This window comes from Mesorhizobium sp. P2_A12, assembly GCF_056405075.1.
The window spans coordinates 1-25,387 of sequence record NZ_JBFUCU010000009.1 but is presented as its reverse complement, the minus strand read 5'-3'; the positions used below and the strand labels follow the sequence as shown (position 1 = coordinate 25,387).

Annotated in this window: 25 protein-coding genes and 1 pseudogene; 23 read left to right on the top strand and 3 right to left on the bottom strand. The window is 60.7% G+C overall.

All coding sequences use genetic code 11. The annotated features are described in order from the left end of the window. Positions 1 to 10 precede the first annotated feature (10 nt). From AC1DZU_RS19685 to AC1DZU_RS19585, 21 genes are all read left to right on the top strand, one after another. Positions 11 to 631 (top strand): hypothetical protein, encoded by a 621-nt coding sequence (locus AC1DZU_RS19685; protein WP_477287472.1) that lies wholly within the window; start codon positions 11 to 13, stop codon positions 629 to 631. 114 nt (positions 632 to 745) lie between these two features. Further along, positions 746 to 2,074: a Dyp-type peroxidase gene (locus AC1DZU_RS19680; RefSeq protein ID WP_477287470.1), complete on the top strand. Its 1,329-nt coding sequence runs from the start codon at positions 746 to 748 to the stop codon at positions 2,072 to 2,074. A gap of 18 nt (positions 2,075 to 2,092) precedes the next feature. Beyond that, complete coding sequence (locus AC1DZU_RS19675; RefSeq protein WP_477287468.1) at positions 2,093 to 3,463, top strand: NAD-dependent succinate-semialdehyde dehydrogenase; 1,371 nt, start codon at positions 2,093 to 2,095, stop codon at positions 3,461 to 3,463. A 24-nt stretch (positions 3,464 to 3,487) separates the two neighbouring features. After that, positions 3,488 to 4,987, top strand: a complete 1,500-nt coding sequence (locus AC1DZU_RS19670) for a DUF4331 family protein (RefSeq protein ID WP_477287466.1) — start codon at positions 3,488 to 3,490, stop codon at positions 4,985 to 4,987. Then, positions 4,984 to 6,117 (top strand): YfgM family protein, encoded by a 1,134-nt coding sequence (locus AC1DZU_RS19665; RefSeq protein ID WP_477287464.1) that lies wholly within the window; start codon positions 4,984 to 4,986, stop codon positions 6,115 to 6,117. The genes AC1DZU_RS19670 and AC1DZU_RS19665 overlap by 4 nt, the downstream gene beginning before the upstream one ends. Next, the gene (locus AC1DZU_RS19660; protein WP_477287462.1) at positions 6,099 to 6,428 is read left to right on the top strand and encodes an EthD family reductase; all 330 of its coding nucleotides are present in this window, start codon (positions 6,099 to 6,101) and stop codon (positions 6,426 to 6,428) included. Before AC1DZU_RS19665 ends, AC1DZU_RS19660 begins: the two co-directional genes overlap by 19 nt. 103 nt (positions 6,429 to 6,531) lie before the next feature. Next, on the top strand, positions 6,532 to 7,113 hold the full coding sequence (locus AC1DZU_RS19655; RefSeq protein WP_477287460.1) for a HupE/UreJ family protein: 582 nt from the start codon (positions 6,532 to 6,534) through the stop codon (positions 7,111 to 7,113). A gap of 179 nt (positions 7,114 to 7,292) precedes the next feature. Further along, a complete protein-coding gene (gene hemA, locus AC1DZU_RS19650) occupies positions 7,293 to 8,564 on the top strand; it encodes a 5-aminolevulinate synthase (protein WP_477287458.1) in 1,272 nt (423 codons plus the stop codon). Between the two features lie 96 nt (positions 8,565 to 8,660). Continuing rightward, positions 8,661 to 9,872, top strand: coding sequence for a patatin-like phospholipase family protein (locus tag AC1DZU_RS19645; RefSeq protein ID WP_477287456.1), 1,212 nt, complete (start codon positions 8,661 to 8,663; stop codon positions 9,870 to 9,872). Between the two features lie 199 nt (positions 9,873 to 10,071). Continuing rightward, on the top strand, positions 10,072 to 10,248 hold the full coding sequence (locus AC1DZU_RS19640; RefSeq protein ID WP_477287454.1) for a hypothetical protein: 177 nt from the start codon (positions 10,072 to 10,074) through the stop codon (positions 10,246 to 10,248). 1 nt (position 10,249) lies between these two features. Further along, positions 10,250 to 11,128, top strand: coding sequence for a ubiquinol oxidase subunit II (cyoA, locus tag AC1DZU_RS19635; protein ID WP_477287452.1), 879 nt, complete (start codon positions 10,250 to 10,252; stop codon positions 11,126 to 11,128). Next, a complete protein-coding gene (cyoB, locus tag AC1DZU_RS19630; protein ID WP_477287450.1) occupies positions 11,125 to 13,113 on the top strand; it encodes a cytochrome o ubiquinol oxidase subunit I in 1,989 nt (662 codons plus the stop codon). Before cyoA ends, cyoB begins: the two co-directional genes overlap by 4 nt. Further along, the gene (locus AC1DZU_RS19625) at positions 13,110 to 13,742 is read left to right on the top strand and encodes a cytochrome c oxidase subunit 3 (RefSeq protein ID WP_477287448.1); all 633 of its coding nucleotides are present in this window, start codon (positions 13,110 to 13,112) and stop codon (positions 13,740 to 13,742) included. Before cyoB ends, AC1DZU_RS19625 begins: the two co-directional genes overlap by 4 nt. Then, entirely contained in the window at positions 13,739 to 14,131 is a 393-nt protein-coding gene (gene cyoD, locus AC1DZU_RS19620) for a cytochrome o ubiquinol oxidase subunit IV (protein ID WP_477287446.1), read from the top strand. Before AC1DZU_RS19625 ends, cyoD begins: the two co-directional genes overlap by 4 nt. A gap of 470 nt (positions 14,132 to 14,601) precedes the next feature. Further along, positions 14,602 to 15,243, top strand: a complete 642-nt coding sequence (locus tag AC1DZU_RS19615) for a hypothetical protein (protein WP_477287444.1) — start codon at positions 14,602 to 14,604, stop codon at positions 15,241 to 15,243. Positions 15,244 to 15,416: 173 nt separating this feature from the next. After that, on the top strand, positions 15,417 to 15,881 hold the full coding sequence (locus tag AC1DZU_RS19610; protein WP_477287442.1) for a (2Fe-2S)-binding protein: 465 nt from the start codon (positions 15,417 to 15,419) through the stop codon (positions 15,879 to 15,881). A gap of 12 nt (positions 15,882 to 15,893) precedes the next feature. Then, positions 15,894 to 18,062 (top strand): xanthine dehydrogenase family protein molybdopterin-binding subunit, encoded by a 2,169-nt coding sequence (locus AC1DZU_RS19605; protein WP_477287915.1) that lies wholly within the window; start codon positions 15,894 to 15,896, stop codon positions 18,060 to 18,062. Between the two features lie 5 nt (positions 18,063 to 18,067). Beyond that, positions 18,068 to 19,402 carry a cytochrome c gene (locus AC1DZU_RS19600; RefSeq protein WP_477287440.1) on the top strand — a complete coding sequence of 445 codons (1,335 nt, stop codon included), beginning with the start codon at positions 18,068 to 18,070 and terminating at the stop codon, positions 19,400 to 19,402. Between the two features lie 227 nt (positions 19,403 to 19,629). Further along, positions 19,630 to 20,922: an epoxide hydrolase family protein gene (locus AC1DZU_RS19595; RefSeq protein WP_477287438.1), complete on the top strand. Its 1,293-nt coding sequence runs from the start codon at positions 19,630 to 19,632 to the stop codon at positions 20,920 to 20,922. Between the two features lie 105 nt (positions 20,923 to 21,027). Further along, positions 21,028 to 22,077: an alpha/beta fold hydrolase gene (locus tag AC1DZU_RS19590; RefSeq protein WP_477287436.1), complete on the top strand. Its 1,050-nt coding sequence runs from the start codon at positions 21,028 to 21,030 to the stop codon at positions 22,075 to 22,077. Positions 22,078 to 22,096: 19 nt separating this feature from the next. After that, positions 22,097 to 22,876: an alpha/beta fold hydrolase gene (locus AC1DZU_RS19585; protein WP_477287434.1), complete on the top strand. Its 780-nt coding sequence runs from the start codon at positions 22,097 to 22,099 to the stop codon at positions 22,874 to 22,876. A gap of 349 nt (positions 22,877 to 23,225) precedes the next feature. Here the strand turns inward: AC1DZU_RS19585 and AC1DZU_RS19580 are convergent, their stop codons facing one another. Continuing rightward, positions 23,226 to 23,555 carry a hotdog family protein gene (locus AC1DZU_RS19580; RefSeq protein ID WP_477287432.1) on the bottom strand — a complete coding sequence of 110 codons (330 nt, stop codon included), beginning with the start codon at positions 23,553 to 23,555 and terminating at the stop codon, positions 23,226 to 23,228. 21 nt (positions 23,556 to 23,576) lie between these two features. Continuing rightward, positions 23,577 to 23,780 (bottom strand): hypothetical protein, encoded by a 204-nt coding sequence (locus AC1DZU_RS19575; protein WP_477287430.1) that lies wholly within the window; start codon positions 23,778 to 23,780, stop codon positions 23,577 to 23,579. Positions 23,781 to 24,055: 275 nt separating this feature from the next. Here AC1DZU_RS19575 and AC1DZU_RS19570 point away from each other — a divergent pair, with 275 nt between their 5' ends. Beyond that, positions 24,056 to 24,490, top strand: a complete 435-nt coding sequence (locus tag AC1DZU_RS19570) for a hypothetical protein (protein WP_477287428.1) — start codon at positions 24,056 to 24,058, stop codon at positions 24,488 to 24,490. Positions 24,491 to 24,875: 385 nt separating this feature from the next. Next, on the top strand, positions 24,876 to 25,076 hold the full coding sequence (locus tag AC1DZU_RS19565) for a hypothetical protein (RefSeq protein WP_477287426.1): 201 nt from the start codon (positions 24,876 to 24,878) through the stop codon (positions 25,074 to 25,076). 116 nt (positions 25,077 to 25,192) lie between these two features. On the opposite strand, the pseudogene AC1DZU_RS19560 reads toward AC1DZU_RS19565, so the two are convergent. After that, positions 25,193 to 25,387 (bottom strand): annotated as a pseudogene (locus AC1DZU_RS19560) (J domain-containing protein); the annotation flags it as partial.

The window sequence follows — 25,387 nt, the reverse complement described above, 5'->3', positions numbered from 1 at the left end:
GTATGCCGATATGGTAACGCAAACATTGACTAAACCGAAACAGGACCAGAGCGTCGAGCAAAAACTTCAGAAGTTGCGCGAGCTTTACGCCGACGCGCCTGAAATAGGCCGAGCCGCGCTGAAGAACGGGCTCACCATGCTCACGGAAGAGCTGTCAGCGCCGGGGCGGGCGCAAACCGCCGGCCGTATCGGCGCCCGTCAGGGCAAGGTCTCGGAGCTCACCGTGCTCCTTCCGTTCGTGAAAGGCGGAGCGAAGCGGCTTCGAGGCCTGCTGCAGTTGCTGGAAGGGAACTTCCGGGCGGCGGACGCGGTGGGCACGGTTCACGACATGCGCTTCGTGTTCGTGGACAACGACGCGAAGTTGCTCTTCGCGACGGCCTATGACGGCGATTTTGACCCCTACATCGAGGACTTCGCGGCGAAGATTCCGAATGCCATGGATCTGTGGCTGTGCAATTTCGAGGGGTTCCCAGGAATGCGTAACCCGTCGGCGGCGGCGGACTGGATCGCCAAGCACCAGATCGCGGCCGAGGCCTGGTACGTCAACAGTCCGGATCTGACCGCGGCGGAAACCCGACGGCTCGAAAAGGTCGGCGACGCCGTCGAGGAACTGCTCGACAAGGTCGGCTAATCGCAGCGGTCGGTCGGGCCGGAATCGGCCCGGACCCAAGAAAAGGATGCGACCATGTTGTCCGCAACGGAAACCACGAGCGAGAATGGTTCGACGCGTGCGCCAACGCTCGACTTGCATGAAATCCAGGCGACCGTGCTTCGGCCACGGCCGGCACCCTATTTCGGCACGCACGTACTCTTGCACGTGGACGATGCTCGATCCGGCCGCGAAGTCCTTCGCCGGCTTACTCCCCATGTGGATTCCGCGGCCAATTGGTGGCAAGCGCGCCGCACCTGGCTGTCGATAGCGATCAGCTATGCCGGCCTTCAGGCGATCGGTGTTCCTCAAGACGCGCTGGAGAGTTTCCCCGAGGCATTCCGCGCCGGGATGTCGGCGCGGGCGCAACAGCTCGGCGACGTTGGGATTAGTGACCCACGAAATTGGGAGGCGTCGTTCCGCTTGGGCCAAGCCCATATCGGTGTGAGCGCGTTCAGCGACTCTGAGGAAAATCATCAGCGCGCCCTCGCCATCGCGCGCGAGCAATATGAGGGCCTTTCCGGCGTCACCGTTCTCGCGATGCAGCACTTCGGCGCCCAGCCCGGCGACCTCAATCCGCTGGGCTACAAGGACGGCATCGATCAGCCAGCGATCGAAGGCAGCGGCCTCGATCCGCTGCCCGGGCAGGGGCCGCTCATCAAGGCGGGCGAATTCATTCTCGGTTATCCCGGTGAGGCCGGCATCCCCTTGCCCATGCCGCAGCCGGACATACTCGGCCGCAACGGCACCTATCTGGCGTTTCGCAAGTATCAATCGCGTGTTGGAGCTTTCAATCGGTTCCTTCAAGCGAATGGAAGCACCGAGGAGGAACGGGAATTGGTCGCCGCAAAGCTTGTCGGACGCTGGCGCAGCGGCGCGCCACTGACGCTGGCGCCGGACGTCGACAATCCCACGCTGGGCGCGGACCCGCTGCAGAACAATGACTTCGACTACGCGAACGACAAACATGGCCGGCAGGTGCCGTTCGGAAGCCATATCCGGCGCATGAACCCTCGCGACACGGAACTCACACGCCTGACCGACGTCAACATCCATCGCATCATCAGACGTGGCACGACCTACGGCCCCCCCTACGATCCCAACGACGTCTCACAAGCGGCTGACACGATCCCGCGCGGCGCCGTCTTTCTGTTGATCAGCGCCAAGGCGATGGCCACGCTGGAATTCCTTCAACAGGAGTGGATCAACGACGGCAACTTCATCGGCGCCGGCGACGAGCGTGACCCGATCATCGGGCAGCAGGAGGAAGGGGCGACCTTCACGATTCCGAAGGAGCCTGTCAGACGCCGCATCCACGGTATCCAGACGTTCAACGTGCTCAAGGGCGGCGAGTATTTCTTCATGCCGAGCATCAGCGCCTTGCACTGGCTCGCGAACCAGGTGCCTGAACCTCTGCGACCCTAAGGAAGGAGGAGCGTCCCCATGCAATACCAATCGATCAATCCATACACAGAAGAACTGGCTCAGGCATTCCCTCTGCACTCCGACGGCGAAATCGAATCGATAATAGCAAAGGCGGAGAAGACGTATGCGAAGGACTGGAGCCGCAGATCGCTCGCGGATCGCGAGGCCGTCGTCAGGAAGGCGGCATCTCTCCTGCGCAACAACGCCGACGAATACGCAAAGCTCAGCTCGCTGGAGATGGGCAAGCTGTTCCGGGAGGCGCAATCCGAAGTTGAAATCTGTGCTGCGATCCTCGACTACTTCGCAGACAACGCGGGAGCCTTCCTGGCGCCCGAAACCATCGCCGTGAGCAAAGGCGAAGCCGTCATCGAGAGCGCGCCACTCGGCGTTCTCTTTTGTGTCGAGCCCTGGAATTACCCGTATTATCAGCTCGCCCGCGTTGCTGCGCCGAACCTCATGCTGGGCAACACCGTCATCTGCAAACATGCGCCGAACGTGCCGCAATGCGCACTGGCCTTCGAGAAGCTCTTCCGCGATGCCGGCGCGCCGGAAGGCGTCTGGACCAACGTCTTCGCCACCAACGAACAGTCAGCCAAGATAATCGCGGATAGCCGCATCATGGGCGTGGCGTTGACCGGCAGCGAACGTGCGGGTTCGGCAGTCGCCTCCGAGGCCGGCCAGGCGCTCAAGAAGAGCACGATGGAGCTCGGGGGCAGCGACCCCTTCATCGTGCTGGACGATGCCGACCTCGACGCAGCAGTGAAATGGGCTGTGTGGGGCCGCGCGCAAAACACTGGCCAGACCTGCATCGCGGCCAAGCGCTTCATTGTGCATGAGAGGGTCGCCGACGCGTTCCTTGCCGGGTTCAAGAGCGGACTTGCAGGCCTGAAGCCAGGCGATCCCATGGATTCCGAAACGTCGCTCGGACCACTCTGCACGGCAAACGCCCTTGCCAACGTGCTGACGCAGATCGACGCCGCCGTCAAAGGTGGTGCGAAGGTGCTGCTCGGCGGAAAGAAGCTCGATCGGCGCGGATTTTTCCTTGAGCCCACCATCCTTGTCGATGTGAAGCCGGACAATCCCGCATTCCGGCAGGAGTTCTTCGCCCCGGTCGCGATGGTTTTTTCCGTGAAGAACGAAAACGAGGCGGTGGCACTGGCCAATGACTCGCCGTTCGGTCTCGGGGCGACGGTGATGACCGGCGATATCGAACGTGGAAAACGCATCGCGCGCCGCGTCGATTCCGGGATGGTCTTCATCAATGAGGTGACTGGGACCGCGCCCGAGCTGCCATTCGGCGGCGTAAAGAATTCCGGGTATGGCCGCGAGCTGTCGCATCTCGGCATCGGTGAATTCGTGAACAAAAAGCTGATCCGCGTTGCCGCTTGAAGGGACTGTGAGAGGAGACAGACGATGTCCGATCATGTTGATGGTCCGCGGCAGATTGGCGAGCCGGCTGCCGACATCACCGACCTCTTCGCCTTCACGAGTCCGAAGGATCCGGCGCGCACCGTTCTTGCGATGTGCGTCTTTCCCTCCGCTGGTGAAAGCGCCGTCTTCTCCAATGTCATTGACTATGCGATCGCTGTTCGCCGGGTCAGCGTGACAGGTCGTGGCACTGCCGCGAAATTTCAGCCTGCAGACGAGCAGTTCCGCTTCACCTTCCGGTTCGAGCTCCTGGATCGTGATGCCGCGGGCAAGGTGATACAGCGTGGCGTCTGCATTCTGCCCGACGGCCGCGAGCTGCCGGTCACGGTGAACGATGAGAAGGGACGGTCAACGCCGGAGGGCGATTTCCGCGTGTTCGCGGGGCTGCGCTCCGACCCGTTCTATCTCGCCTGGATCGCCGCGACGCTTGAGAAGGTTCCCAATCTGTTGCAGCACAACAACGTGCTCTGCATGGTCGTCGAATTCGATACACGCCGCGTGCTCGATCCGAAGAAAGGCTCGTTGTTCGGTGTGATCGCCGAGACAGTCCCCACGGAGCCGCCCGGCCGCATCGGACATCCACCCGCACGTATCGACTGGATCGGGCGCCCCGAGCAGACGAACGTACGGCTCAACAACCCCGCGCTGTTCGGGGTCGACGACATACGCGATCTGTGGAATCAGCAGACGCCATTCGCGATCTCCAAGGAGCTGCAGCCGCTGTTCCTGCAGCGCCTGAAGGACAGCTTTGCCAACTGGGACATGCGAGACGGCAAGTCCGATTGGTCGCCAGAAGAACTCGCCGCCAACGCGAATGTCTTCCTCGACGATTTTCTGTTGTTCGATGTAGCCAAGCCGATCACCGACGAGAGCCACCTCGAGATCGAGAAGAGCACGATCGCCGGCCGGCCCCATCAAACGGGAGGTGGCCGTACGGTCGACGCAAACTCAATCGACATCCTGCTCAGTTGGCTGGTCAACCACGATCGCGAGTTCCTTCTGGGGGGTGCCACCGGTGCGACCAAGCCCGGGATGAAAGTGTTCCCGTATTTCGCGACGCCCAACGCAGAAATCCAGACCGTCTCGGATTCCGTCGAGCTTGGCGCGGCGCCTGACGACGTATGGGCCGTGATCGGGCAGTTCAACCTCGACTGGCATCCGCTGGTCGCGAGCGTCCATTTGATCGGCGATGGATTGGGTCAACTTCGCAGGATCGAAACACGAGATGGTGGGGAAGTCGTCGAGCGACTGACAGAAGCGGATAACCCAAAACGGATCTACCGCTACGCACTGGTCGCCGGGATTGCCGCCTCGCACTACGAGGGCACGATCGAAGTCCGGTCGAAGGGAAGCGGCTGCATCGCGGAATGGCGCGTGCAGTACCTGGCCAACAATCAACCCGACATCGCCGTCAGGACCAGAGTGACGACGTTGGTCAGGACTGGCCTCGACAGTCTTAAGCACCGTTTTGCGTCAGCGGCATGAGCACGATTATGGAGATTGATCGTCCCTGCCCATGCGCGACCGATGGCAAGATCGCCGCGATCAATCTGGAGAGCGAGCGCCGTGGCGCATGGGCGCGTTTCGCACAAGATGCGCGCCTCCCAGGCGCTGCCGAGGCGGTTGTCGAGAAGGAGCTTCTGGTAGCGCAATTTTTCGGCGATCTGGATGCACTCGACCGTCTGGAGACGCTCGCCTCACAATTTGCACGCGTCGATGGTTCGTTTCGCGCAGCGCTTGTTCAAGCCGAGGTCGCGTCGACAGCCCATCGCTTTGCCGATGCACGGGGCCATCTCACGCGTGCCAGGTTGATGGGAGGGCCGAGCGAGGCCGTCGAGCACCAATCGTTGACGATCGATCAGGCCTGTGGCGTGGAGATTGATGCTGTGCTCGCCGCGCGACGCGAACTCGCTGCGACCAGCGGTCGGCTCCAGGATCTGGTTCCTCTGGGCGCCTTGCTTGCCGACCTCGAACGCTTCGCCGAGGCGGACACGGTCTATCGGCAGGCGTTTTTCTCGTACGGCGATGTTTCGCCGTTCCCACTGGCGTGGGTCTGCTTTCAGCTCGGCATGCTATGGGGAGAACTTGCGCCCGAACCGGATACCGAGCTTGCCGAACTTTGGTATCGGCGAGCGATCGCTTACTTGCCGGGCTATGTGAAGGCGCGTGTGCATCTGGCGGAGATCTATGCGAGCCAAGACCAAACTAGTGAGGCGGAAGCGCTGCTCCTCCCGGCGCTTTCAAGCCGCGATCCGGAGGTCCGGTGGCGTCTTGCCGACGTGCTGATCGCGCAAGAGAGATTCGAAGAGGCCGACGTCCAGCTCGCCGCCGCGCGGCTCGGCTTCGATGCGCTTCTTGGCAAGCACCTGCTCGCTTTCGCGGACCACGCCGCCGAACTCTACGCGGGCAGCGGTAACGACCGCCGGCGGGCCCTCGAACTCGCGCGCGTGAACGTCGCGAACCGCCCGACCCGCCGGGCGATCAAGCAGATGCAGATCATCGGCGCGGATGCCGAAGAAACCCCAGATGCAAGCGAGCTGCCGAAGCGTTCAACGCCAGAGTGCCTGCATGACAAACGAGAGCGAGGAGAGAAGCGATGGTCAAAGTCAGCGTGATGTATCCCAGCAGTTCAGGTGTACGGTTCGATCACGACTACTATCGCGACAAGCACCTGCCGCTGATCAAGAGCAGGATGGGTGCGGCCCTGAAGTACTACGCGATCGACAAAGGATTGGCGGGCGAGGCGGCGGACGCCCCGGCCGCCTATGTCGCCATGTGCCACCTGATGTGCGATTCGGTTGAGGTGTACCAATCGTCGTTTGGCCCACACGCCCAGGAGCTCTTGGGAGACATCCGCAACTTCACCGACCGGACACCGATCGTACAGATCAGTGACGTAGTGGTCGAGAACTCGGCCGACGGTTAGTCATTTGCCCCCACGACATCGTCATGATCCGCGATGTTCAAGGGGAGGCGAGGTTTAGACCGCGCAAAGGTTGCGACGGTCCCATCCGTTGAAAGGGAACAACATGAAGAGAGTTCTTTCGCTTGCCGCACTGGTCGCGGCCATCGCAACACCCGCTTTCGCCCATGTTGGCGTTGGCTCGACAGCCTCTTTCGCTGCCGGCATCGCACACCCGGTTTCGGGACTGGACCATATCACGGTGATGGTCGCGGTCGGCCTTTGGGCGGCAGTCAAGGGCGGCCGCGCCCTTTGGGTCTGGCCGGTGACTTTCGTCGGCGTAATGCTCGTCGGCGGGGCTCTTGGCATGGCACACGTGCCCGTACCCTTCGTAGAGCCAGGAATTGTCGCCTCGGTTGTTGCGCTCGGGCTCCTGGTTGCGCTGGCGATCGATTTGCCTGTCGCCGCCGGCGCCGCGATCATTGGTGCCTTTGCCTTTCTGCACGGCCATGCCCACGGGACTGAAGTTGCCGAGAATGTCGGCGGCATCGAATATATGGCGGGATTTGCGCTTGCCACGGTCTCACTACATGCCACCGGCATTGCTCATGCGGTGCTGATGCAGCGCGCGGCCTTAGGTTCTCTCATCCGTGTCGCTGGCGGGGCCTGCGTGCTGGTCGGTGTCGGTCTTTTCACGGAGTTCATCTGATGATCTCGGCGAACACTCACCCGTCGCGTGCCATCGCGTGGATGCCGGGCGCAAAAGCGCGACATGTCCCGGTTCCAATGCCAGCGATTGAGCATTGTAGTCGGCTCGCATTAGCGTCTTTTCGAAGCAAACCGGCGGCTGTAGCCACAGAGTTCCGGTGAACCCGACGGGAGCATGGGATGTTTGATTACAAATCGCATTTCGAAAGCGCACTCAACGCTCTAAGGGCCGAACGGCGCTATCGCGTTTTCGCAGATCTCGAGCGTCAGGTCGGGCGTTTCCCGCGTGCCCTCATGCACCGCAACGGTAACTCGCGCGAAATCGTCGTCTGGTGTTCGAATGACTATCTCGGCATGGGCCACCATCCGAAGGTCATCTCCGCGCTCAAGGATGCGGCCGACAGCATGGGCGTCGGTGCCGGCGGCACACGCAACATATCGGGCACCAACCACCCGCTCGTCGAACTCGAAGCTGAGCTCGCTGAGCTTCACCAAAAGGATGCGGCGTTGGCCTTCACCTCGGGCTTCGTGTCGAATGAGGCTTCGATTTCAACCATCGCAAAACTGCTGCCCAACTGTCTGATCCTTTCAGACCAAATGAACCATGCCTCGATGATCGAGGGTGTGCGCCGCGCCGGTGGGCAGAAGCAGGTGTGGCGACACAACGACCTGGCGCACCTCGAGAGCCTGCTGAGGACGGCCGGAACGGAGCGGCCAAAGCTGATCGTCTTCGAGTCGGTCTACTCGATGGACGGCGACGTGGCGCCCGTCGAGGCGATCGCCAACCTGGCCGAAACCTACGGCGCGATGACGTATATCGACGAGGTGCACGCAGTCGGCATGTATGGGGCGCGGGGCGCCGGCATCTGCGAGCGCGACGGCGTGATGGATCGCATCGACGTGATCGAAGGCACACTGGCAAAAGGCTTTGGGGTCTTGGGCGGATACATAGCCGGCCCGCGCGAAGTGGTCGATGCGGTGCGCTCCTGCGCGCCCGGCTTCATCTTCACTACCGCATTACCGCCGGGGCTCGCCGCCGCGGCTGTCGCTTCGATCAGGCATCTCAAGGCCTCGTCCGCCGAGCGCCAGGCGCAGCAGCGTCAGGTCGCGATCACGCGCGAGCGCCTCGCCGCCGCCCGCCTGCCGGTCATGCCGTCGGAGACGCATATTATTCCCATTCTGGTGGGAGACCCGGAAGCCTGCAAAGCGGCAAGCGACTGCCTGCTCGAAAGGCATGGCATCTATATCCAGCCGATCAACTACCCAACTGTGGCCCGAGGCACCGAGCGGCTCAGGATTACCGCGACACCGTTTCACACCGACGAACTCATAGCTGAACTCGCCACGGCGCTCGTGGAGACCTGGCAGGCGCTCGATCTGCCGCTCCACGGTCCAGCGACGATTGAGCGCGTCGCCCGCCACACCGAGATTTTTGCCGCCGCCAGCGGTTGAGAGGCTGGTTGTTGCCGGACTCGGTACGAGCCGCGATCAAGCAGAAACCGTTGCCTGAACAGAGACCAAGCACGAGGAAACTAGCGAGGCGCGGCGATGCGAGACTTCAACCGACTGAAGGCTTTGCTGAGGCCCATCGTCTTTTGCCTGTGCGCGACACAGCTTACGGCCTGCATCGCAGTGCATTCGCGCGATGGCGTTCCCACGAAGGACATGGCAACGGCTCGGGTGAGCGGATATCCGAGCGACATCCGCGTGTGGGGTGATCTCTACGCAAGCTACCCGGCCGAACGGCTTGCCCTATTCCACAAGCAGCGAGTGAAGGTGGCCAGAACCAACCGATCCATTAATCTGAATGAGCTCAACGCGCTTACGCTCTCAGGTGGCGGCGGCAGCGGCGCGTTCGGGGCAGGAATTCTTGCCGGCTGGACCAAGGCCGGAAACCGGCCCAAGTTCGACATCGTGACCGGTATCAGTGCCGGCGCGTTGATTGCGCCATTCGCCTTCCTCGGTCCAGCTTACGACGAGCAGATCAAGGAGGGATTCACCACCATCACAGACTCCAAAATCTACGCCAAGCACACAATTCTTCGCGCATTGGCCATCGGCGCTCTTTCAACCAACGCGCCGCTCGCCAAGATGCTCGACAAGTACATCACCGAGGACATGCTCGACCTGGTAGCCCGCGAATCCTCCAAGGGGCGGCGGCTGTTCATCGGAACCACCAACCTCGATGCGGACCGGGCTGTAATCTGGGACATGGGCGCAATCGCTGCGAGCCATCGGCCAGACCGTTTGCAACTCTTCAGGGAGGTCATCCTGGCGTCCACGTCCATTCCCGGTATCTTTCCGCCGGTCGACGTGGAGGTGACGGCTGCGGGCAAAAGGTACCACGAGATGCATGTGGATGGTGGCACAACCATGGAGCTCTTCCTGATGCCAGCCGGTCTCACGCTGGGCGAAGTCAACCGGACTTTCCACACCAGGGTCAAGGCGCGGCTCTACATAATCCGCAACGGGCGCACGACGCCGGAGCCAAGCATCGTCAAGGGTACCCTGCCGGATATTGCCGAAAAAGCGGTGTCTTCGTTGATCAAGACGCAAGGAATCGGTGATCTCTATCGGCTCTATGCAATCGCCAAGCGCGACGGCATCGACTACAACTTCATAGACATCCCGACCGATTTCACCGTCGAAGCGAAGAGCCCATTCGACAACAAGTACATGCGCGCGCTGTACGAGAAAGGATTCGAGATGGGTCGCCGCGGCATGCCGTGGAAGAAGGCACCCCCCGGACTTCTGAGATGAGTCTTGATGGCAATCGTCATCGGGCATCGTCATGCTTCGCATCGATTTGCTGTTCTTTGCCAGCTTTTACTCATGCGGGCACCCCCTATGCCTTATGAAAAGTTTGCAAGGATTTGGCAGCCTTTACTCACGCTTTCAGGCCATGGCGCGGTAGCTATCGACAAAGCCGCGACACCCGCTGCGATGCGAGATAGCGAACATGAAGACCACCGCGATTCCCTTATCGCGCCTCCGGCTGGTTTCACCACCGAGTCTGGCGGAGCGGCTGCCGGGCTTCATCGCGTTGATGAAGCCGCGCGTGATGGTGCTCGCTGTGTTTGCCGCGCTTGTCGGCGTCACGCGCTGCTCCGTCCGAACAAACCCCGAGGGGATCTGATATGCGGCGTGGCGCGCCAATCGCTTTACTTGGCACCGCGCCCGTACTCGGCGGGTGCTCCGGCGGCGTGCTCGATCCGAAAGGGCCCATCGCCGCGGCCGAGCGGCTCATTATGCTCAATTCAACTGGAATCATGCTGGCGATCGTAATCCCCACGATCCTCGCTACACTCGGCACAGCCTATTGGTTTCGCTCGTCCAACAAACGTGCGCGCTACATGCCGGATTTCGTTTATTCCGGTCGCCTGGAGCTGCTCGTTTGGTCGATCCCGATCATGACCGTATTTTTGGTAGGCGGCGTCACCTGGCTCAGCTCATATGACCTCGATCCGCCGAAGCCGATCGCCTCAGCGGTCAAGCCTGTCAGGATTCAGGTCGTCTCGCTCGATTGGAAATGGCTCTTCATTTACCCCGATGAGGGCGTCGCGACCGTCAATCACCTGACGATCCCCGTTGGCACGCCGATCAGCTTTGAGCTGACCTCGTCGGGCGTGATGAACAGCTTTTTCGTGCCGCAGCTGGGCGGCCAGATCTACACGATGGCCGGGATGGCGACGCGCCTCAATTTACAGGCCGATCAGACTGGAACGTATCGGGGACTGTCAGCAAATTATAGCGGCGCGGGATTTTCCGACATGTACTTCAAGGTCGATGTGGTTCCCGCCGAGAGATTTGCACAATGGGTGGGCGACACGCGCACCACAGGCCCTGTGCTCGACGCGCAGACCTATGCGGACCTGGCCAAGCCGAGCAAAGCGGTCACTCCCTTCAGCTATCGCGGCGTCGCTCCCGATCTGTTTGAAGGCATCGTGAGCTCCCCGTCAACACACCAACAGGCATCGCGGTTGGTTCTCCCGACTTCACAGAGGGCAGAAAAGTGAACCTCCTTGGCAAGCTCACATGGGACGCAATCCCTTTCAACGAACCGATCATCATGGTTACGGCAGGTGTAGTGGGCCTGGTCATCGTCTTCGTACTTGGATGGGTCTCTCTGAAGGGTTACGTGCCTTATCTGTGGCGCGAGTGGATCACATCCGTCGACCATAAGCGCATCGGCGTCATGTATCTCGTGCTGGCGCTGCTTATGCTGGTACGCGGCTTCGCTGATGCGATCATGATGCGAACCCAGCAGGCGGTCGCGGCCGGCGGTGCGCAAGGCTACCTACCGCCGGAGCATTTCGACCAGATATTCACGGCGCACGGCACGATAATGATCTTCTTCGTGGCGATGCCGCTCGTGATCGGATTGATGAATTTCGCAGTTCCTCTGCAACTCGGTATCCGCGACGTGGCCTTCCCGACATTGAACTCGGTGAGCCTGTGGCTCACCGCATCAGGCATCCTTTTGATCAACCTCTCGCTGGTGATCGGTGAGTTCGCGAAGACGGGTTGGGTCGCTTATCCTCCGCTTAGCGAATTGCAGTTCTCGCCCGGCGTCGGCGTCGACTATTACCTCTGGTCGCTGCAGATTTCCGGCATTGGGACGCTCCTGACAGGGATAAATTTCGTCACCACTATTCTCAAAACGCGGGCACCGGGAATGGGCTACATGCGCATGCCGGTGTTTTGCTGGACCGCGCTCGCTTCGAACCTGATGATTGTCGCGGTCTTTCCAATCTTGACCGCCACGTTCGCGATGCTGCTGCTCGACCGTTACCTCGGCTTCCACTTTTTTTCGCTCGATGCCGGCGGCAATCCAATGATGTACGTGAACCTGTTCTGGATGTGGGGCCACCCCGAAGTCTACATCCTCGTCCTACCGGCGTTCGGAATCTTCTCGGAGGTGAGCGCGACGTTCTCGGGGAAGCCGCTGTTCGGCTACCGCTCGATGGTTGCTGCGACCATGGCGATCTGCGTTCTCTCCATGATGGTCTGGCTGCATCACTTCTTCACAATGGGAGCCAGCGCAAGCGTCAATGCGGTCTTCGGCGTCGCGAGCATGATCATCGGCGTGCCGACCGGGGTCAAAATCTTCAACTGGCTGTTCACCATGTATGGCGGTCGCATCCGCTTTTCAGTGCCGGTCCTGTGGACCCTCGGCTTCATGGTGACGTTCGTCCTGGGCGGCCTGACCGGCGTGCTGCTGGCTGTGCCCCCAGTCGATTGGCAGGTGCACAACAGTCTCTTCCTGGTCGCCCACTTTCACCATGTCATCATCCCGGGCGTCGTGTTCGGTGCCTTCGCCGGCTACGTATATTGGTTCCCCAAGGCGTTCGGCTTCATGCTGGACGAACGCTGGGGCCGACGTGCGTTCTGGTGCTGGTTCATCGGCTTCCACCTCGCTTTCATGCCCCTCTACGTGGTCGGCCTGATGGGCATGACGCGGCGCCTGCAGCACTACGATGTTGTCTCATGGCAGCCTTGGCTGTTTGTCGCCGAGGCCGGTGCAATCATCATTTTCGCGGGAATCGGCTGCCAGATCATCCAGTTCGTCGTGTCGATTCGTCATCGTGAAGAGCTCCGCGACGTCACGGGAGATCCCTGGAACGGCCGCACGCTCGAATGGTCAACGCCATCGCCGCCGCCGGCCTGGAACTTTGCAGTCCTGCCTCGCGTCACCGAGAGAGACGCCTACTGGGCTGCGAAGGCGCTCGCGGGCGCGGACCATCATCAGCCAACACAAGCGCGCAACTACGAGCGGATCGAGATGCCGACGAACAGTCCGGTCGGATTCGTCAACGCCTTCTTTGCAGTGGTCACCGGCTTCGCCCTGATCTGGCACATCTGGTGGATGGCCGTTGTGGGCCTAGTCGGCGTGTTTGTCGCATTCCTCGCATTCGCATTCCGCGAAAACGAGGAGTTCGGGATACCTGCTGAGACGATTGCTCAGTTCGATCACGCCAACCGGGCGGAGGCCGTCCTATGAGCGTCGCTGTCGCCATCCACGAAGTGAATCAAGAGGCATTTGCTCCTGCCAGCGAAGCTGGCCCCGCCTCCAAGCGGATTGTGGTTGCCTACGGCTTCTGGATTTTCCTGCTGAGCGACATCGTCATGTTCTCGGCATTATTTGCGGCATATGAAATCCTCGTACACGCCACCGCAGGTGGGCCGACTGGCGCCCAACTATTCAATCAAGTCATCCTCGCGATCCAAACCGGTTGCCTTCTTGCTTCGAGTTACACGTGCGGACTGATGTCGCTGGCAATCGGCTCGCGGCGTCATGCCGCCACCTATTTGGGCGCTCTCGCGACATTCGTGCTGGGGGCCGCGTTCCTTGGGCTAGAACTGCGTGAATTCGCCGGTATGATTGCCCAGGGAGCGACCCCGCAACACAGCGCGTTCCTTTCCGCTTTCTTTGCGCTTGTCGGTTGCCACGGGCTGCATGTCACTGCCGGGCTGATTTGGTTAGTGGTCATGGTGGTGCAGGTGGCGGTCAAAGACTTCCGCGCCAATGTACAGCGGAGGCTGCTCTGCTTTGCCCTCTTCTGGCACGCACTCGACATCATCTGGGTTGGGCTGTTTACGGTCGTTTATCTGATGGGAGTCGCTCCATGACGGAAGCCCGCTACGATCGCGCACCGGGAGACAAGCCGGCACCTGCCGAGGTACCCGTCGAGGTATCCGGCTCTCTCATCTACACGACCGGAATGCTCCTGGCCGTAGTTCTGACGGCCACGTCCTTCTGGGTTGCCAACACGTCGCTCCTGTGGGGACCGGGCGTTGCCCTGGGACTTGTCGTCCTCGCCATCGCCCAGATGGGAGTTCATCTGGTCTTCTTCCTGCACATCACGACGGCCCCTGACAACACCAACAACGTGCTTGCGCTCGCATTCGGTGTTCTCATCGTCGTCCTTGTGATTGCCGGGTCGCTATGGATTATGACGAATCTCACCGGCAATCTGATGCCGTCGTCCGAGCTTACGGATTTGCATATGCAGCACTGACCAGGCGGGGAGGCGGTCGTAGCCGCGTCATATAGGTCACTCGCGTTTTCAGAACTGCAATTGCGACAGGTGTAGATCTGCGGCGCACCACCTCTGGAATTGAAGATGGAATCGAAAGGAGGAGGGTGGCCATCGTCTGGTGCCAGCTGGCAGGATTTCTTCTGATTGACGGAACGATTCAGGACAGCGTGTCGCTGATCGGGTCGTCAGCTTTTTGCGAGCCGCTCGTGGGCCGACCCCGAGACCGTTTCCATTACTGTCAAAGTTCATCAGCAGAACGCTACGTGGGCGCAGGCTCTGATCCCGGATCTGGCTTCTTCAAGATGAAGCATACCTGATCCGACGCACGCCGCCCCAGCATCTCATTAGCAACAATTTGGCGCGATTCGCAGGACTTTACTGGTCCCGGCAGCACTCATGGGTCAGTTTCAATTGGAGCTAAAGTAGGCAGGAGAACATAGGAGATTCAAATGGCTACCGCTACAGCACCCAAACCTTCGGGACAGGCCGAGTTAGAACACGACCATGACGTCTTGAAAAAGATACAGCAGTTCCGGGAACTGTTCGCCGACGCACCGGAGATCGGCAAGAAGGCGCTTGAAAATGCGCTTCAAGAGCTGAAATCGCAGACCTCGGATTTGCCGCCGCCGATAGAGAGCGCCGGCCGCGTCGGCGCCCGTCTGGGCAAAGTGTCGGAGCTGACGATCATCGTCCCGCTCGCACCTGGTGGTGCCCAGCGGCTTCGCGCATTTCTACGGTTGTTGGGGGGCAATCTCTCGCAAGGCGCGGACAAGGTTGGCACACTCCACACCATGCGCTTCGTATTCTTCGACAACGACACACGGCTGCTCTTCGCCACGGCCTATGACGGCGATTGGGACGCCTATATCGATGACTTCGTGGCCAAGATTCCCGACTATCTGGACATCATCGACTCCGCTTGGGACGGCTGGCCGGGCATTCGCAGCCCAGGAGCGAAGGATTACCTCGTCAAGCACCAGATCACGGCGGAAGGCTGGTACGTTGCCTATCCGGATCTGACGGTGGCCGAGATTCTCCGGCTCAGGCGCATCGGCAAGGCGGTCGATGAATTCCTCGACAAGGTTGGATAGCCAGAGATGGATCTGCTTGCAGCTGCCACATGCGTTGTCGAGCGCGAAAATTAGCAGGGATTTGTGAGGATTTACTCACGTGACTGGACGCATCGGCGTAGCTGGCTAGGACCGCCGGCCCAATGCGAGATGGCCGATGGAGCGCTACGGCGGCAGAGGTATCGGAACGCACCATGGCTCTCTCGATAAGCGTCAATGCGACCAAGCATGATATCGACGTCGCAGAGGATACTCCGCTGCTCTGGGTGTTGCGCGATGTCCTCGGCTTGACGGGCACGAAATTCGGCTGCGGCATTGCGCAATGCGGCGCCTGTACCGTGCATGTGGACGGCCGCCCGGTTCGGTCGTGCCTGTTGCCGGTCGGCGTCCTGGCCGGTCGCCTCATCACCACAATCGAGGGAATCGGCGCGACGCTGGAGGGCGCGAAGATACAGAAGGCATGGCTCGATCTGGAGGTGGTTCAGTGTGGTTACTGCCAGTCAGGTCAGATCATGTCGGCCGCCGCGCTGCTTGCCGAGACACCCAATCCAGACGATTCGGACATCGACGCCGCGATGGCGGGAAACATCTGCCGCTGCGGCACCTATGTGCGCATCCGTGCGGCGATCAAGCACGCCGCTTCGGAAAGTACGACTTAGGGTGACGCAATGATGCCAGCAAGAACCAGCTCGCTTAAGCTTTCCCGCCGTCAGGTGCTCGCTGGGGGCCTGGCGGGCGGATTCTTGGTCGCCTTCCGCCTTCCCACGCGCGCTGCGAACGAGCCGGTCCAGCCGCCCGACGTGACGGAGGGAAAGTTCGCACCGAACGCCTTCATTCGGATCGACCCGACAGGCAAGACCACCTTGGTGATGCCTCAGGCCGAGATGGGGCAAGGCGTCTACACCTCAATCGCCATGATCCTGGCCGAAGAGCTCGACGCGGATTTCTCGCAGGTCACCGTCGAACATGCGCCGCCCAATGACAAACTGTACGGCAATCCTCTTCTGGGCACACAGGCAACGGGCAATTCCAACTCCATTCGCGCCTTCTGGACGCCATTGCGTACCGCTGGCGCCCGTGCGCGTGCCATGCTGGTGCAGGCCGCGGCACATCAATGGGGAGTCGAGCCTGCAAGTTGCACGACATCGAACGGTTATGTCGTTCACACGGCCACCGCGCAGCGACTTCCCTACGGCGAACTGGTGAATGCCGCCGCCCCGCAGTCCCCGCCCGAGGATGTGTCGCTTAAGGATCCGAGCACATTCACGCTGATCGGCAAGCCGCTGAAACGCCTGGACACGCCAGACAAGGTAAATGGCAAGGCGGTCTACGGCATTGACGCGATGCTGCCTGGCATGAGCTTCGCAACCCTCGCGCAGTGTCCGGTGTTTGGCGGCAAGGTCGGCAGCGTTGACGACCGCGCGGCGAGGGCGGTCATGGGTGTACGGAAGGTGGTCGTGCTCGACGATCTCGTTGCGGTCGTAGGCGATCACATGGGAGCCGCAAAGAAGGGCCTCGAGGCGCTGGCCATCAGCTGGGATGAAGGTCCCTACGCAGGCCTCAGCTCGAAGGACATCTGGGATGATCTGCGCATCGCGAGCGAACGATACGGCGTTGTCGTGAAATCTGTCGGTGACATCGCCGATGGCCTGGCGACTGGCGACCGATTTGAGGGTGAGTTCGAGCTTCCTTTTCTAGCGCACGCGACGATGGAGCCGCTGAACTGCACGGTAAATGTTACCACTGATTCCTGCGAAATCTGGACCGGGACACAGGTTGCATCGCGTGTCCAGTCCGAGGCAGCAAAGGCGACCGGGCTTCCGGTCGAGAAGGTTATCGTCAACAACCACCTGCTCGGTGGTGGCTTCGGCCGCAGGCTCGAGCCCGACATGGTGGTGACAGCCGTCCGCATTGCGCGGCAAGTCGAGGGGCCGGTGAAGATCGTCTGGACCCGCGAGGAGGACATCCAGCACGACATCTATCGCCCCGTCTATCGCGACAAGATTGTTGCGACATTGTCGGATGGCCGGATCGTTGGGTGGAGATACCGTGTCGCCGGCTCGGCTATTCTAGCGCGCTGGCTGCCACCGGCGTTCAAGAACGGCATCGACGGCGACGCGATCGATAGCGCTGTCGACACGCCCTACGACATCCCCAACCTACAGGTGGAATTCGTTCGGGCCGAACCGCCGGCCGTGCCGACCGGCTTCTGGCGCGGTGTCGGTCCAAACAACAATGTCTTCGGGATTGAGTGCTTCATGGACGAACTCGCCCGCAAGGCGGGCAAGGACCCAATTGCGTTCCGCCGGCAAATGCTCGGCAAGAAGCCCCGTATGCTGGCAGTGCTGGATCTGGTCGCCAAGAAATCCTCCTGGGGCCAGCTACTACCACCGAGGGTCGGTCGCGGCGTGAGCATCCAGCCGACATTCGGCACCTCGATTGCGACAGTCGTCGAAGCGGAGGTCGATCCGAACGGTCAAGTATATCTTCGTCGGGTCACGGCGGCTGTCGATACAGGCATCGTCGTCAACCCGGACACCGTCATTGCGCAGCTCGAGGGAGGGCTGATCTTCGGCTTGACCGCTGCGCTCTATGGCGAAATCACAATCGAGAAGGGACGCGTTCAGCAATCCAATTTCAACGACTACCGGATGCTGCGGATCGACGAGGTTCCGAAGATCGACGTTCATCTTGTGCGAAGCGGTGAAGCGCCGGGCGGCATCGGCGAGACAGGAACAATCGGCGGTCCGCCCGCGCTCCGCAACGCAATCTATGCCGCAACCGGCGTCGCACTTCGCAGGTTGCCGATTGATCGTGCCGCCATCGCGCTAAAGGGGTAGTCGCCATGCTGCGCGTCGTGGTCGTCATCGTTGCCGTTATAACCGTCATCGCCTTGGGCATCTTCGCGTGGCTCTTCTTTTCTCCCGGACCCCTGGCGTTTACCGGTGGTCCGACGGTGACGCTCGCGGACTATCACGAAGCAAATCCAACCGGCGTCCCGACTGAGCATGCCAGCGCCGACCTCATCACGCGCGGCGAGTATCTCGCCAAGGCCGCCGACTGCATGGTCTGCCATACCGCGCCGGACGGTCCGATCTACGCAGGAGGCCTCGCTTTTCCGCTCCCATTCGGCACGCTCTATTCGACCAACATCACTGGCGACAAAGCGACCGGTATTGGCAACTATACGGATCGGGATTTCCTGAACGCCGTTCAGCGCGGCATCCGCAAGGACGGCGCCCGGCTCTATCCGGGCATGCCCTATCCGTCGTACACGTTCATAAGCGACGACGACGTTCTAGCGATCAAGGCCTATCTATTGAGCCTGCCGGAAATCGACAGAAAGAACCCTGACAACACTCTGGTATTTCCATTCAACCAGCGTTGGGCAATGATTTTCTGGTCGTGGATGTTCAATCCGGATACGCGCTTTTCGCCAAATACCTCGAGAAGTGCCGAGTGGAACAGGGGCGCTTACCTTGTCGAAGCGCTCGCGCATTGCGGCGACTGCCATACGCCCCGCAACCTGGCCTTTGCCCTTAATAACCGACGGAAATTCGAGGGCGCCTTCACAGCCGGTTGGCGTGCCTACAATATCACGTCGGATAAAGACACCGGCATCGGCTCCTGGACCGACCAAGAGATATTCGACTATATCGCCAAAGGTCACGCCACCGGTCGTGGCACGGCATCGGGACCAATGGGTGAGGCTGTCGACCACAGCTTCAGCCAAATGGAGACCGAGGATATTCAAGCGATCGTAACCTACCTGCGCAGCGTACCGGCAGTTGGGTCATCCGATCCGGCAACCATCGCGCCACCGGCATCAGTTTCGCCTAAAGAGAGTGACGCCCTTGCAAATCCGCTCGGCCAAAAGGTTTTCAGGCAGGCCTGCGCCAGCTGCCACGGCTGGACCGGCGTAAGTCCCTTGTCTCCCTTCGCCACCATCTCAGGCAGCCGTGCAGTCAACGATCCGACCGCGACCAATGTCGCGCAGATCGTCATTTCCGGCACGCGACGCCGGACGCCAGGCGCTATGTCAATGCCGGCGTTTGGCAGCACTTATTCGGATGCGGAAATCGCGGCGGTCGTCAACTATGTGACAAGTCGGTTTGGCAGCACCGCATCTGAGCTCACGGCGAAGGACGTGACAGAGCTACGGGGCGCGACCGCGCAGTAAGCGCCCAGACGGTCCACCACCGACATGACATCCTGCTGATCCTTCATGCGCTTTACGTCAAGCCGAATGCCCGCAAATCAGCCGACGGTGCGACATCTCGGTCTCCATCGAGCGATCGATGTAAGAATCCCAAATGCGGCAGCTAGCAAAAATTTGCATCTCTTAGGGCCTCTTAACTCGCTTCGACGACAGCAGCGGAGCACTTTGGGTTGGCACAGGAGGGTCCCATGTCTGCGCACTTGCTGTCACCAACACGGCGGGAAGTCTTGATCACCGCGGCTGCCATAGGAGCCATCAGCATGCTTTCCTCAAACTCCAAAGCGGCAACGGAGGCCGCTGCAATCCATCCCTTCCAGTTCAAGGCTTCCGATGACGATCTCGCTGATCTGAAGCGGCGTGTCGCGGCGACGCGCTGGCCAGACAGGGAGACGGTGCCGGACCAGTCGCAGGGCGTGCAGCTCGACGTCGCGCGCCAGATTCAGGCGCATTGGGCCAATCACGATTGGCGCAAGATCGAGGCCAGGATGATGGCGTATCCGCACTTCATCACCGAGATCGATGGGCTCGACATCCACTTCATTCACGTGAAGTCGAAGCACAAAAACGCGCTGCCGATGATCGTGACCCATGGCTGGCCGGGCTCGGTTATCGAGCAGTTGAAGATCATCGAACCGCTCACCGACCCCACAGCGCATGGCGGCATCGAGGCGGACGCATTCGATCTCGTGATTCCGTCGTTGCCCGGCTACGGATTCTCCGGCAAGCCAACAGCGCCAGGATGGGAGCCGGTCCGCATCGCCAGGGCGTGGGCAACCCTTATGGAACGTCTCGGCTACAAGAAATATGTGGCGCAGGGCGGCGACTGGGGCAATGCGGTTACCGAGAACATGGCGCTACTGGAGCCGCCGGGACTGCTTGGCATCCACACCAACATGGCGGCGACGCTTCCACCTGAAATCTCGAAGGCACTTGGGACCGGCACGCCGCCGGCAGGGCTGGGTCCCGACGAGAAGCGCGCCTTCGACCAGCTCATCTATTTCAACCAGCACGGGCTCGGCTATGCCATTGAGATGAACCAACGCCCACAGACGCTCTACGGCATTGTCGACTCGCCCATCGGTCTCGCCGCCTGGATGCTGGACCACGACGCAGACAGTCACGCCCTGATCGCCCGCTCCCTTGTCGGGCAGCCCGAGGGCATCACGCCGGAAGACTTTCTGGACAACGTCACGTTCTACTGGCTGACGAACACGGCAATCTCGTCGGGACGGCTCTACTGGGACAATGCGCGGGTCGCGAAGGGTGGTTTCTTCGACGCGCGTGGCATCAGGATCCCGGTCGCCGTGAGCGCTTTCGCCAACGAGATCTACCAGGCGCCGGAGAGCTGGGCCAAGACAGCCTATCCAAAGCTTCTCCACTACGGCCGCTTCCCCGTTGGCTGCCATTTCGCCGCCTGGGAGCAGCCCCAAATCTTCGTCGAAGAGATGCGTGCGTCGTTCAAGACGCTGCGCACGTCCTGACGATCGCGGCGGGAAAATCGTCTCCATTCTGAGCGCCGCTTCGGCGGTACTCGGATGGTCAGCGTAACGGGACAAGACCAATCAGATTCTGACGAGTGACCAACCATGCTGGAAGTGATCAGCCATCAACGTCGCCATTTTTTGCGTGTTGCAGCTATGGCTGTCGCTGCCACCGAGCTTTTTGCGACCACCGAGGCGCGATCAGGATCAAGCGGGACCTTTGCAACAAATGCCGCGAGTGGTTCGCAGGCGAGCAATTCGCTCAAGGTCAAGCAGGTCGACGCCGACGACTTGAATATCGGCTATGCCGAGGTTGGGCCTGCCGAGGGTCCGTCGGTCCTCCTCCTTCATGGATGGCCCTATGACATCCACTCGTTTGCTGAGGTCGCGCCGCGGCTTGTGTCCGCAGGCTATCGCGTCATCGTACCGCATTTGCGGGGCTACGGCACAACGCGGTTTCTGTCCGGCAATGTGCCCCGCAACGGGCAGCCCGCGGCACTTGCCGTCGACGCCGTCAAGCTGATGGACGCACTGAAGATTCAGGTGGCGATCATCGCCGGATTCGATTGGGGTGCGCGCACCGCCAACATCGTCGCGGCGCTTTGGCCGGAGCGTTGCAAGGCGCTGGTCTCGGTGAGCGGCTATCTGATCGGCAGCCAGGCGGCCAACCAGATGCCGCTGCCGCCGGCCGCCGAGCTGCAGTGGTGGTACCAATATTATTTTGCGACCGAGCGCGGCCGCGCCGGCTATGACAAATACCGGCGCGATTTTTCCAAGCTGATCTGGCAGATCGCCTCGCCGGATTGGCGCTTCGACGACGCCACTTTCGAACGGAGTGCTGCAGCCTTTGAGAATCCAGACCACGTCGACATCGTGATCCATAGTTACCGCTGGCGACTCGGTTTGGCCGACGGGGAAGCGAAATACGACGTTCTGGAGAAGCGCCTCGCTCAGGCGCCTACGATCGACGTGCCTACCATTACACTCGAGGGAGATGCGAACGGTGCCCCACATCCGGAGCCTTCGGCCTACGCGAAGAAATTCACCGGCCGATACGAGCATCGCACCATCTCCGGCGGCATCGGACACAATCTTCCGCAGGAAGCACCGCTGGCGTTCGCCCAAGCCGTCATCGACGTCGACCATTTCTCATGAAGCAACAAAGGAGCAGGACATGAAAACGCACATCGCTGGATTGGCCCTGGCTGGTATGGCGTTCGCAACAATAGCGTCCGCGCAATCGGATAAGCCGACCATCATCCTTGTGCATGGCGCCTTCGCCGACGCATCGAGCTGGAACGGCGTCGTGCCAATTCTTGAAAAGAATGGCTACCCGGTGGTCGCTGTCGCCAATCCTCTGCGCAGCGTAAAGGGAGATGGCGATTATGTCCGCTCTCTTCTCAATACAATCAAGACGCCCGTTGTGCTGGTCGGTCATTCCTACGGCGGCATGGTGATCAGCCAAGCCGCCGAGGGCGAGGCGAATGTTAAGGCGCTAGTCTATGTCGCCGCTTTCGCGCCGGATGCAGGCGAAAGCGCCGGCGCGCTCGACACCAAGTTTCCAGGAGCCTTGCTTGGACCCGATACGCTGGCGCAGCCAGTGCCTCTCCTCGCCGGCGGCAATGACCTCTACGTCCGGCAAGACAAGTTCCACGAAGCGTTCGCGCCGGATCTGCCCGAGGATGCGGCGAGACTGGCAGCGGCAACGCAGCGACCGATCACCGACGTCGCTTTCGGCGAACCGGCGACTACCTCCGCCTGGAAGACCATCCCGTCGTGGTTCATTTACGGCGACAGCGACACTGCCATTCCTCCGCAAGTTCAGGCCTTTATGGCCGAGCGGGCGCACGCCAAGGGCGTCGTGGTCGTGAAGGGCGCATCGCACGTCGTCATGATCTCGCATCCCGATGCGGTGGCAAAAATCATCGAGGACGCGGCGACCACGCCTCCTTGATCCTTGCGCCAATGTGGCCCCGTCACCGGCATTGCGCGTCGAGGATAACGCCAAGTCATCGGGGGGCTTGGCCGCTTCCTCCTGGTCGCTCGGGAAGGCTGCAACGAGCCGTCCGGTCGAATATTTGGCGATCAAAGAGTTTCCGATTCGCCAACTAGGGTATCGTCGCCTCTCCAACCCAAACCTGCGTAGAAGTGCTTGGCGCGCTCGCCCTTAGCAACCCGAATGACATCGACCTCGAATTTCTCATCGGTGATCCGCTCCCTGATGGAGCCCGTGTCATGCTCCCTTCGGTTGCAATGGCTGGTCGTTCATGCCGCCGGCCGACGATAAACCACTAGCTTGGCCGTCAGGATCTGGAGAACGTCGCCGCGCTGGTTGAGCGTTTTGCTGACGATGGTGACGATGCTGCGCTCTGGACGTGGAGAATGTTACCCGGGCGCGTCGGGTTCGGCCAGTTGATCTCGCCTCCGGCGCCAATAATGCCGTTGGCGAGCGGCAGGCCTGACTCCACGTTCAACCGCATGGTGATCGCGGCGGTAGGCCAGCCGCTGGCCGCAAGTCCGCCGAACAGCGTCCCTTCCGCCGCCCGCCCACCGAGATGGAAAATTTGGGGATCGAACGCTCTCGCGAAAGCCTTAATCTGCTCCTCGTCGAGCGCATGCTTCAGAAGCAGCATCCGCCCCGATCTTACCAGTTCCTACTCCGCCGACCCGTTACTGGCAAAGGGTGAAGCGGCCGGCACGCACTGCACCGACCAACCGGCCTGCGTTGCCTGTTTTTGATAATCGGAGATGGCGGCTGCGCATTGTTCACGGGTGTCGAAAGAGCCGGGCAGAATGACTATTCCCCCATGCGGAGCGGCGATTGCCAGATACCAGATCAACGCTGCACTAGAAGCCATGGCAGGATCCTCATCAGATGGGATTCTGGTGCAGCGAATCTAGTCGTCGCGTCAGACGAATGAAAAGCGTAGGGCGGCTCGCGTGCCGGTGGCAAACGCGCCCTGGTGGGCTCTAGTCGCTGCGCTTATGCTCGTCGTCCAAACGAATATGACTATCCGCTGGTTCTTTGCGCTGCACACGGAGGCGAGCCGATAGCTATGGCGCTGATGAGTGACTGGCTTGCGTATAAGTCGATGCTTATGCGATATCCGCGCACTCCACAGCGAGGCGCGGCATGCTGGCACGGACACCCTTCACCGAAATCGAGATCGAGGGAGTCGGCGTATTTCGGTTGCCGAATATGTGGCAGTCGCAGCGCATCAACCGGCTGCGTGGGCTGAAGCGTCACATCGCGGTGTTGGCCGCAGGCTGTGGGATGACGACTCGGCAATTCATGAAGCTGCCCGACGCCACCAAGGCCCAGCTCGATCGCGCCTATCTCGCCCTGATGTCGCCTTCGAACTCGTACACGGCAGCCGAACCGACGGAACCGCGGGCGGTGCCAGGCGGGCACATGTCCATCGACCAAAAGCTCGCGATCGGCCGGCGGCTGCTCGCTGTCAAAGCGTCATTGACACGGGGTCATTTCGGCCCTTGGCTCGACAAGCAGGAAGGGCTTTCTCAGGCAATGGCTCACCAATGCATGGCGCTGGCCAGGACCGAGATCTAGAATTGAGATCGTCGTGCTGCCAGAGCGGCTAGGAATGCCTTCGCTGCGGCGTCACAGGCCACACGCGACGGTCCGTTCGCAAACAATATCACCTCCGCCGCTTTCAACGTTAATCCGTGCTTTTCGGCAAACGTTTCGGTCTCGTAGGGTCGATTGGCTGGTTCGGTGTTGGAAGTAGGATGCGGCTTGTTCATGAGCCACTCATATTAGGCTGGGCTCATGCGCGCGACTTACGGATTCGTAAGATCCAATTCGTCTAAAAATGTTCGGGAACTATTTTAGCGCGAGCTGATTGAATCACGGGTTGTGGGTTCCTGTGCAAGCGTTTGAAATTCATCTCTCCTCAATTGCCGACCCTGCACGACAAGCAGGATTTTCGGGAAGAATGAGCAAGCGCGGCGGTGACTTCCTCTACCACTGGATATCGGACCATTTACAGGACGAACCGATCATCGACCCGGTGCTGATGGTGATCGATATGACTGTGGAAGCGAAACGAGCGGCCGAAACCCAAGGCATTCCCGGCCAAGAGATCGATGAGGAAATCGGCCCGATCTACAAATTCATCATGCAGGGGTTGTGCTAGGTAGAGCGCCGTGATGTGACTTACAAGTTCGTCGTCGGGTATCGGCCTTCGTTCGCCAGCCTATCCCAAATGACGAAGCAGATTGCCAAGGCGATCACAACTAGCACCGGACGCATCTAGCCTGCACGCTCCAGCAGCCTGATGGTTGGCTCACGACGTTGTTCGGTATGGGTGCGGTCGATGCCTTCCACGGTGATCGCGAACGTCCCGTTTTCGATCCTTCCTATCCAGCCTTTGGCTTTTAGATACCAAAGATGAAACTCCAGATGTTCACGCGGGCAGTCGGCCAGGCGTTCGAGTTCTGTATCGCC

Coding starts and splice junctions, on each gene's coding strand:
- AC1DZU_RS19655 (WP_477287460.1), top strand. CDS start 6,532: ATGAAGAGAGTTCTTTCGCTTGCCGCACTGGTCGCGGCCATCGCAACA.
- cyoA (WP_477287452.1), top strand. CDS start 10,250: ATGCGGCGTGGCGCGCCAATCGCTTTACTTGGCACCGCGCCCGTACTC.
- AC1DZU_RS19685 (WP_477287472.1), top strand. CDS start 11: ATGGTAACGCAAACATTGACTAAACCGAAACAGGACCAGAGCGTCGAG.
- AC1DZU_RS19600 (WP_477287440.1), top strand. CDS start 18,068: ATGCTGCGCGTCGTGGTCGTCATCGTTGCCGTTATAACCGTCATCGCC.
- AC1DZU_RS19670 (WP_477287466.1), top strand. CDS start 3,488: ATGTCCGATCATGTTGATGGTCCGCGGCAGATTGGCGAGCCGGCTGCC.
- cyoD (WP_477287446.1), top strand. CDS start 13,739: ATGACGGAAGCCCGCTACGATCGCGCACCGGGAGACAAGCCGGCACCT.
- AC1DZU_RS19665 (WP_477287464.1), top strand. CDS start 4,984: ATGAGCACGATTATGGAGATTGATCGTCCCTGCCCATGCGCGACCGAT.
- AC1DZU_RS19565 (WP_477287426.1), top strand. CDS start 24,876: ATGAGCAAGCGCGGCGGTGACTTCCTCTACCACTGGATATCGGACCAT.
- AC1DZU_RS19625 (WP_477287448.1), top strand. CDS start 13,110: ATGAGCGTCGCTGTCGCCATCCACGAAGTGAATCAAGAGGCATTTGCT.
- AC1DZU_RS19590 (WP_477287436.1), top strand. CDS start 21,028: ATGCTGGAAGTGATCAGCCATCAACGTCGCCATTTTTTGCGTGTTGCA.
- AC1DZU_RS19580 (WP_477287432.1), bottom strand. CDS start 23,555: ATGCTGCTTCTGAAGCATGCGCTCGACGAGGAGCAGATTAAGGCTTTC.
- AC1DZU_RS19595 (WP_477287438.1), top strand. CDS start 19,630: ATGTCTGCGCACTTGCTGTCACCAACACGGCGGGAAGTCTTGATCACC.
- AC1DZU_RS19645 (WP_477287456.1), top strand. CDS start 8,661: ATGCGAGACTTCAACCGACTGAAGGCTTTGCTGAGGCCCATCGTCTTT.
- AC1DZU_RS19570 (WP_477287428.1), top strand. CDS start 24,056: ATGCTGGCACGGACACCCTTCACCGAAATCGAGATCGAGGGAGTCGGC.
- hemA (WP_477287458.1), top strand. CDS start 7,293: ATGTTTGATTACAAATCGCATTTCGAAAGCGCACTCAACGCTCTAAGG.
- AC1DZU_RS19675 (WP_477287468.1), top strand. CDS start 2,093: ATGCAATACCAATCGATCAATCCATACACAGAAGAACTGGCTCAGGCA.
- AC1DZU_RS19615 (WP_477287444.1), top strand. CDS start 14,602: ATGGCTACCGCTACAGCACCCAAACCTTCGGGACAGGCCGAGTTAGAA.
- AC1DZU_RS19610 (WP_477287442.1), top strand. CDS start 15,417: ATGGCTCTCTCGATAAGCGTCAATGCGACCAAGCATGATATCGACGTC.
- AC1DZU_RS19640 (WP_477287454.1), top strand. CDS start 10,072: ATGAAGACCACCGCGATTCCCTTATCGCGCCTCCGGCTGGTTTCACCA.
- AC1DZU_RS19575 (WP_477287430.1), bottom strand. CDS start 23,780: ATGGCTTCTAGTGCAGCGTTGATCTGGTATCTGGCAATCGCCGCTCCG.
- AC1DZU_RS19605 (WP_477287915.1), top strand. CDS start 15,894: ATGCCAGCAAGAACCAGCTCGCTTAAGCTTTCCCGCCGTCAGGTGCTC.
- AC1DZU_RS19585 (WP_477287434.1), top strand. CDS start 22,097: ATGAAAACGCACATCGCTGGATTGGCCCTGGCTGGTATGGCGTTCGCA.
- AC1DZU_RS19660 (WP_477287462.1), top strand. CDS start 6,099: ATGGTCAAAGTCAGCGTGATGTATCCCAGCAGTTCAGGTGTACGGTTC.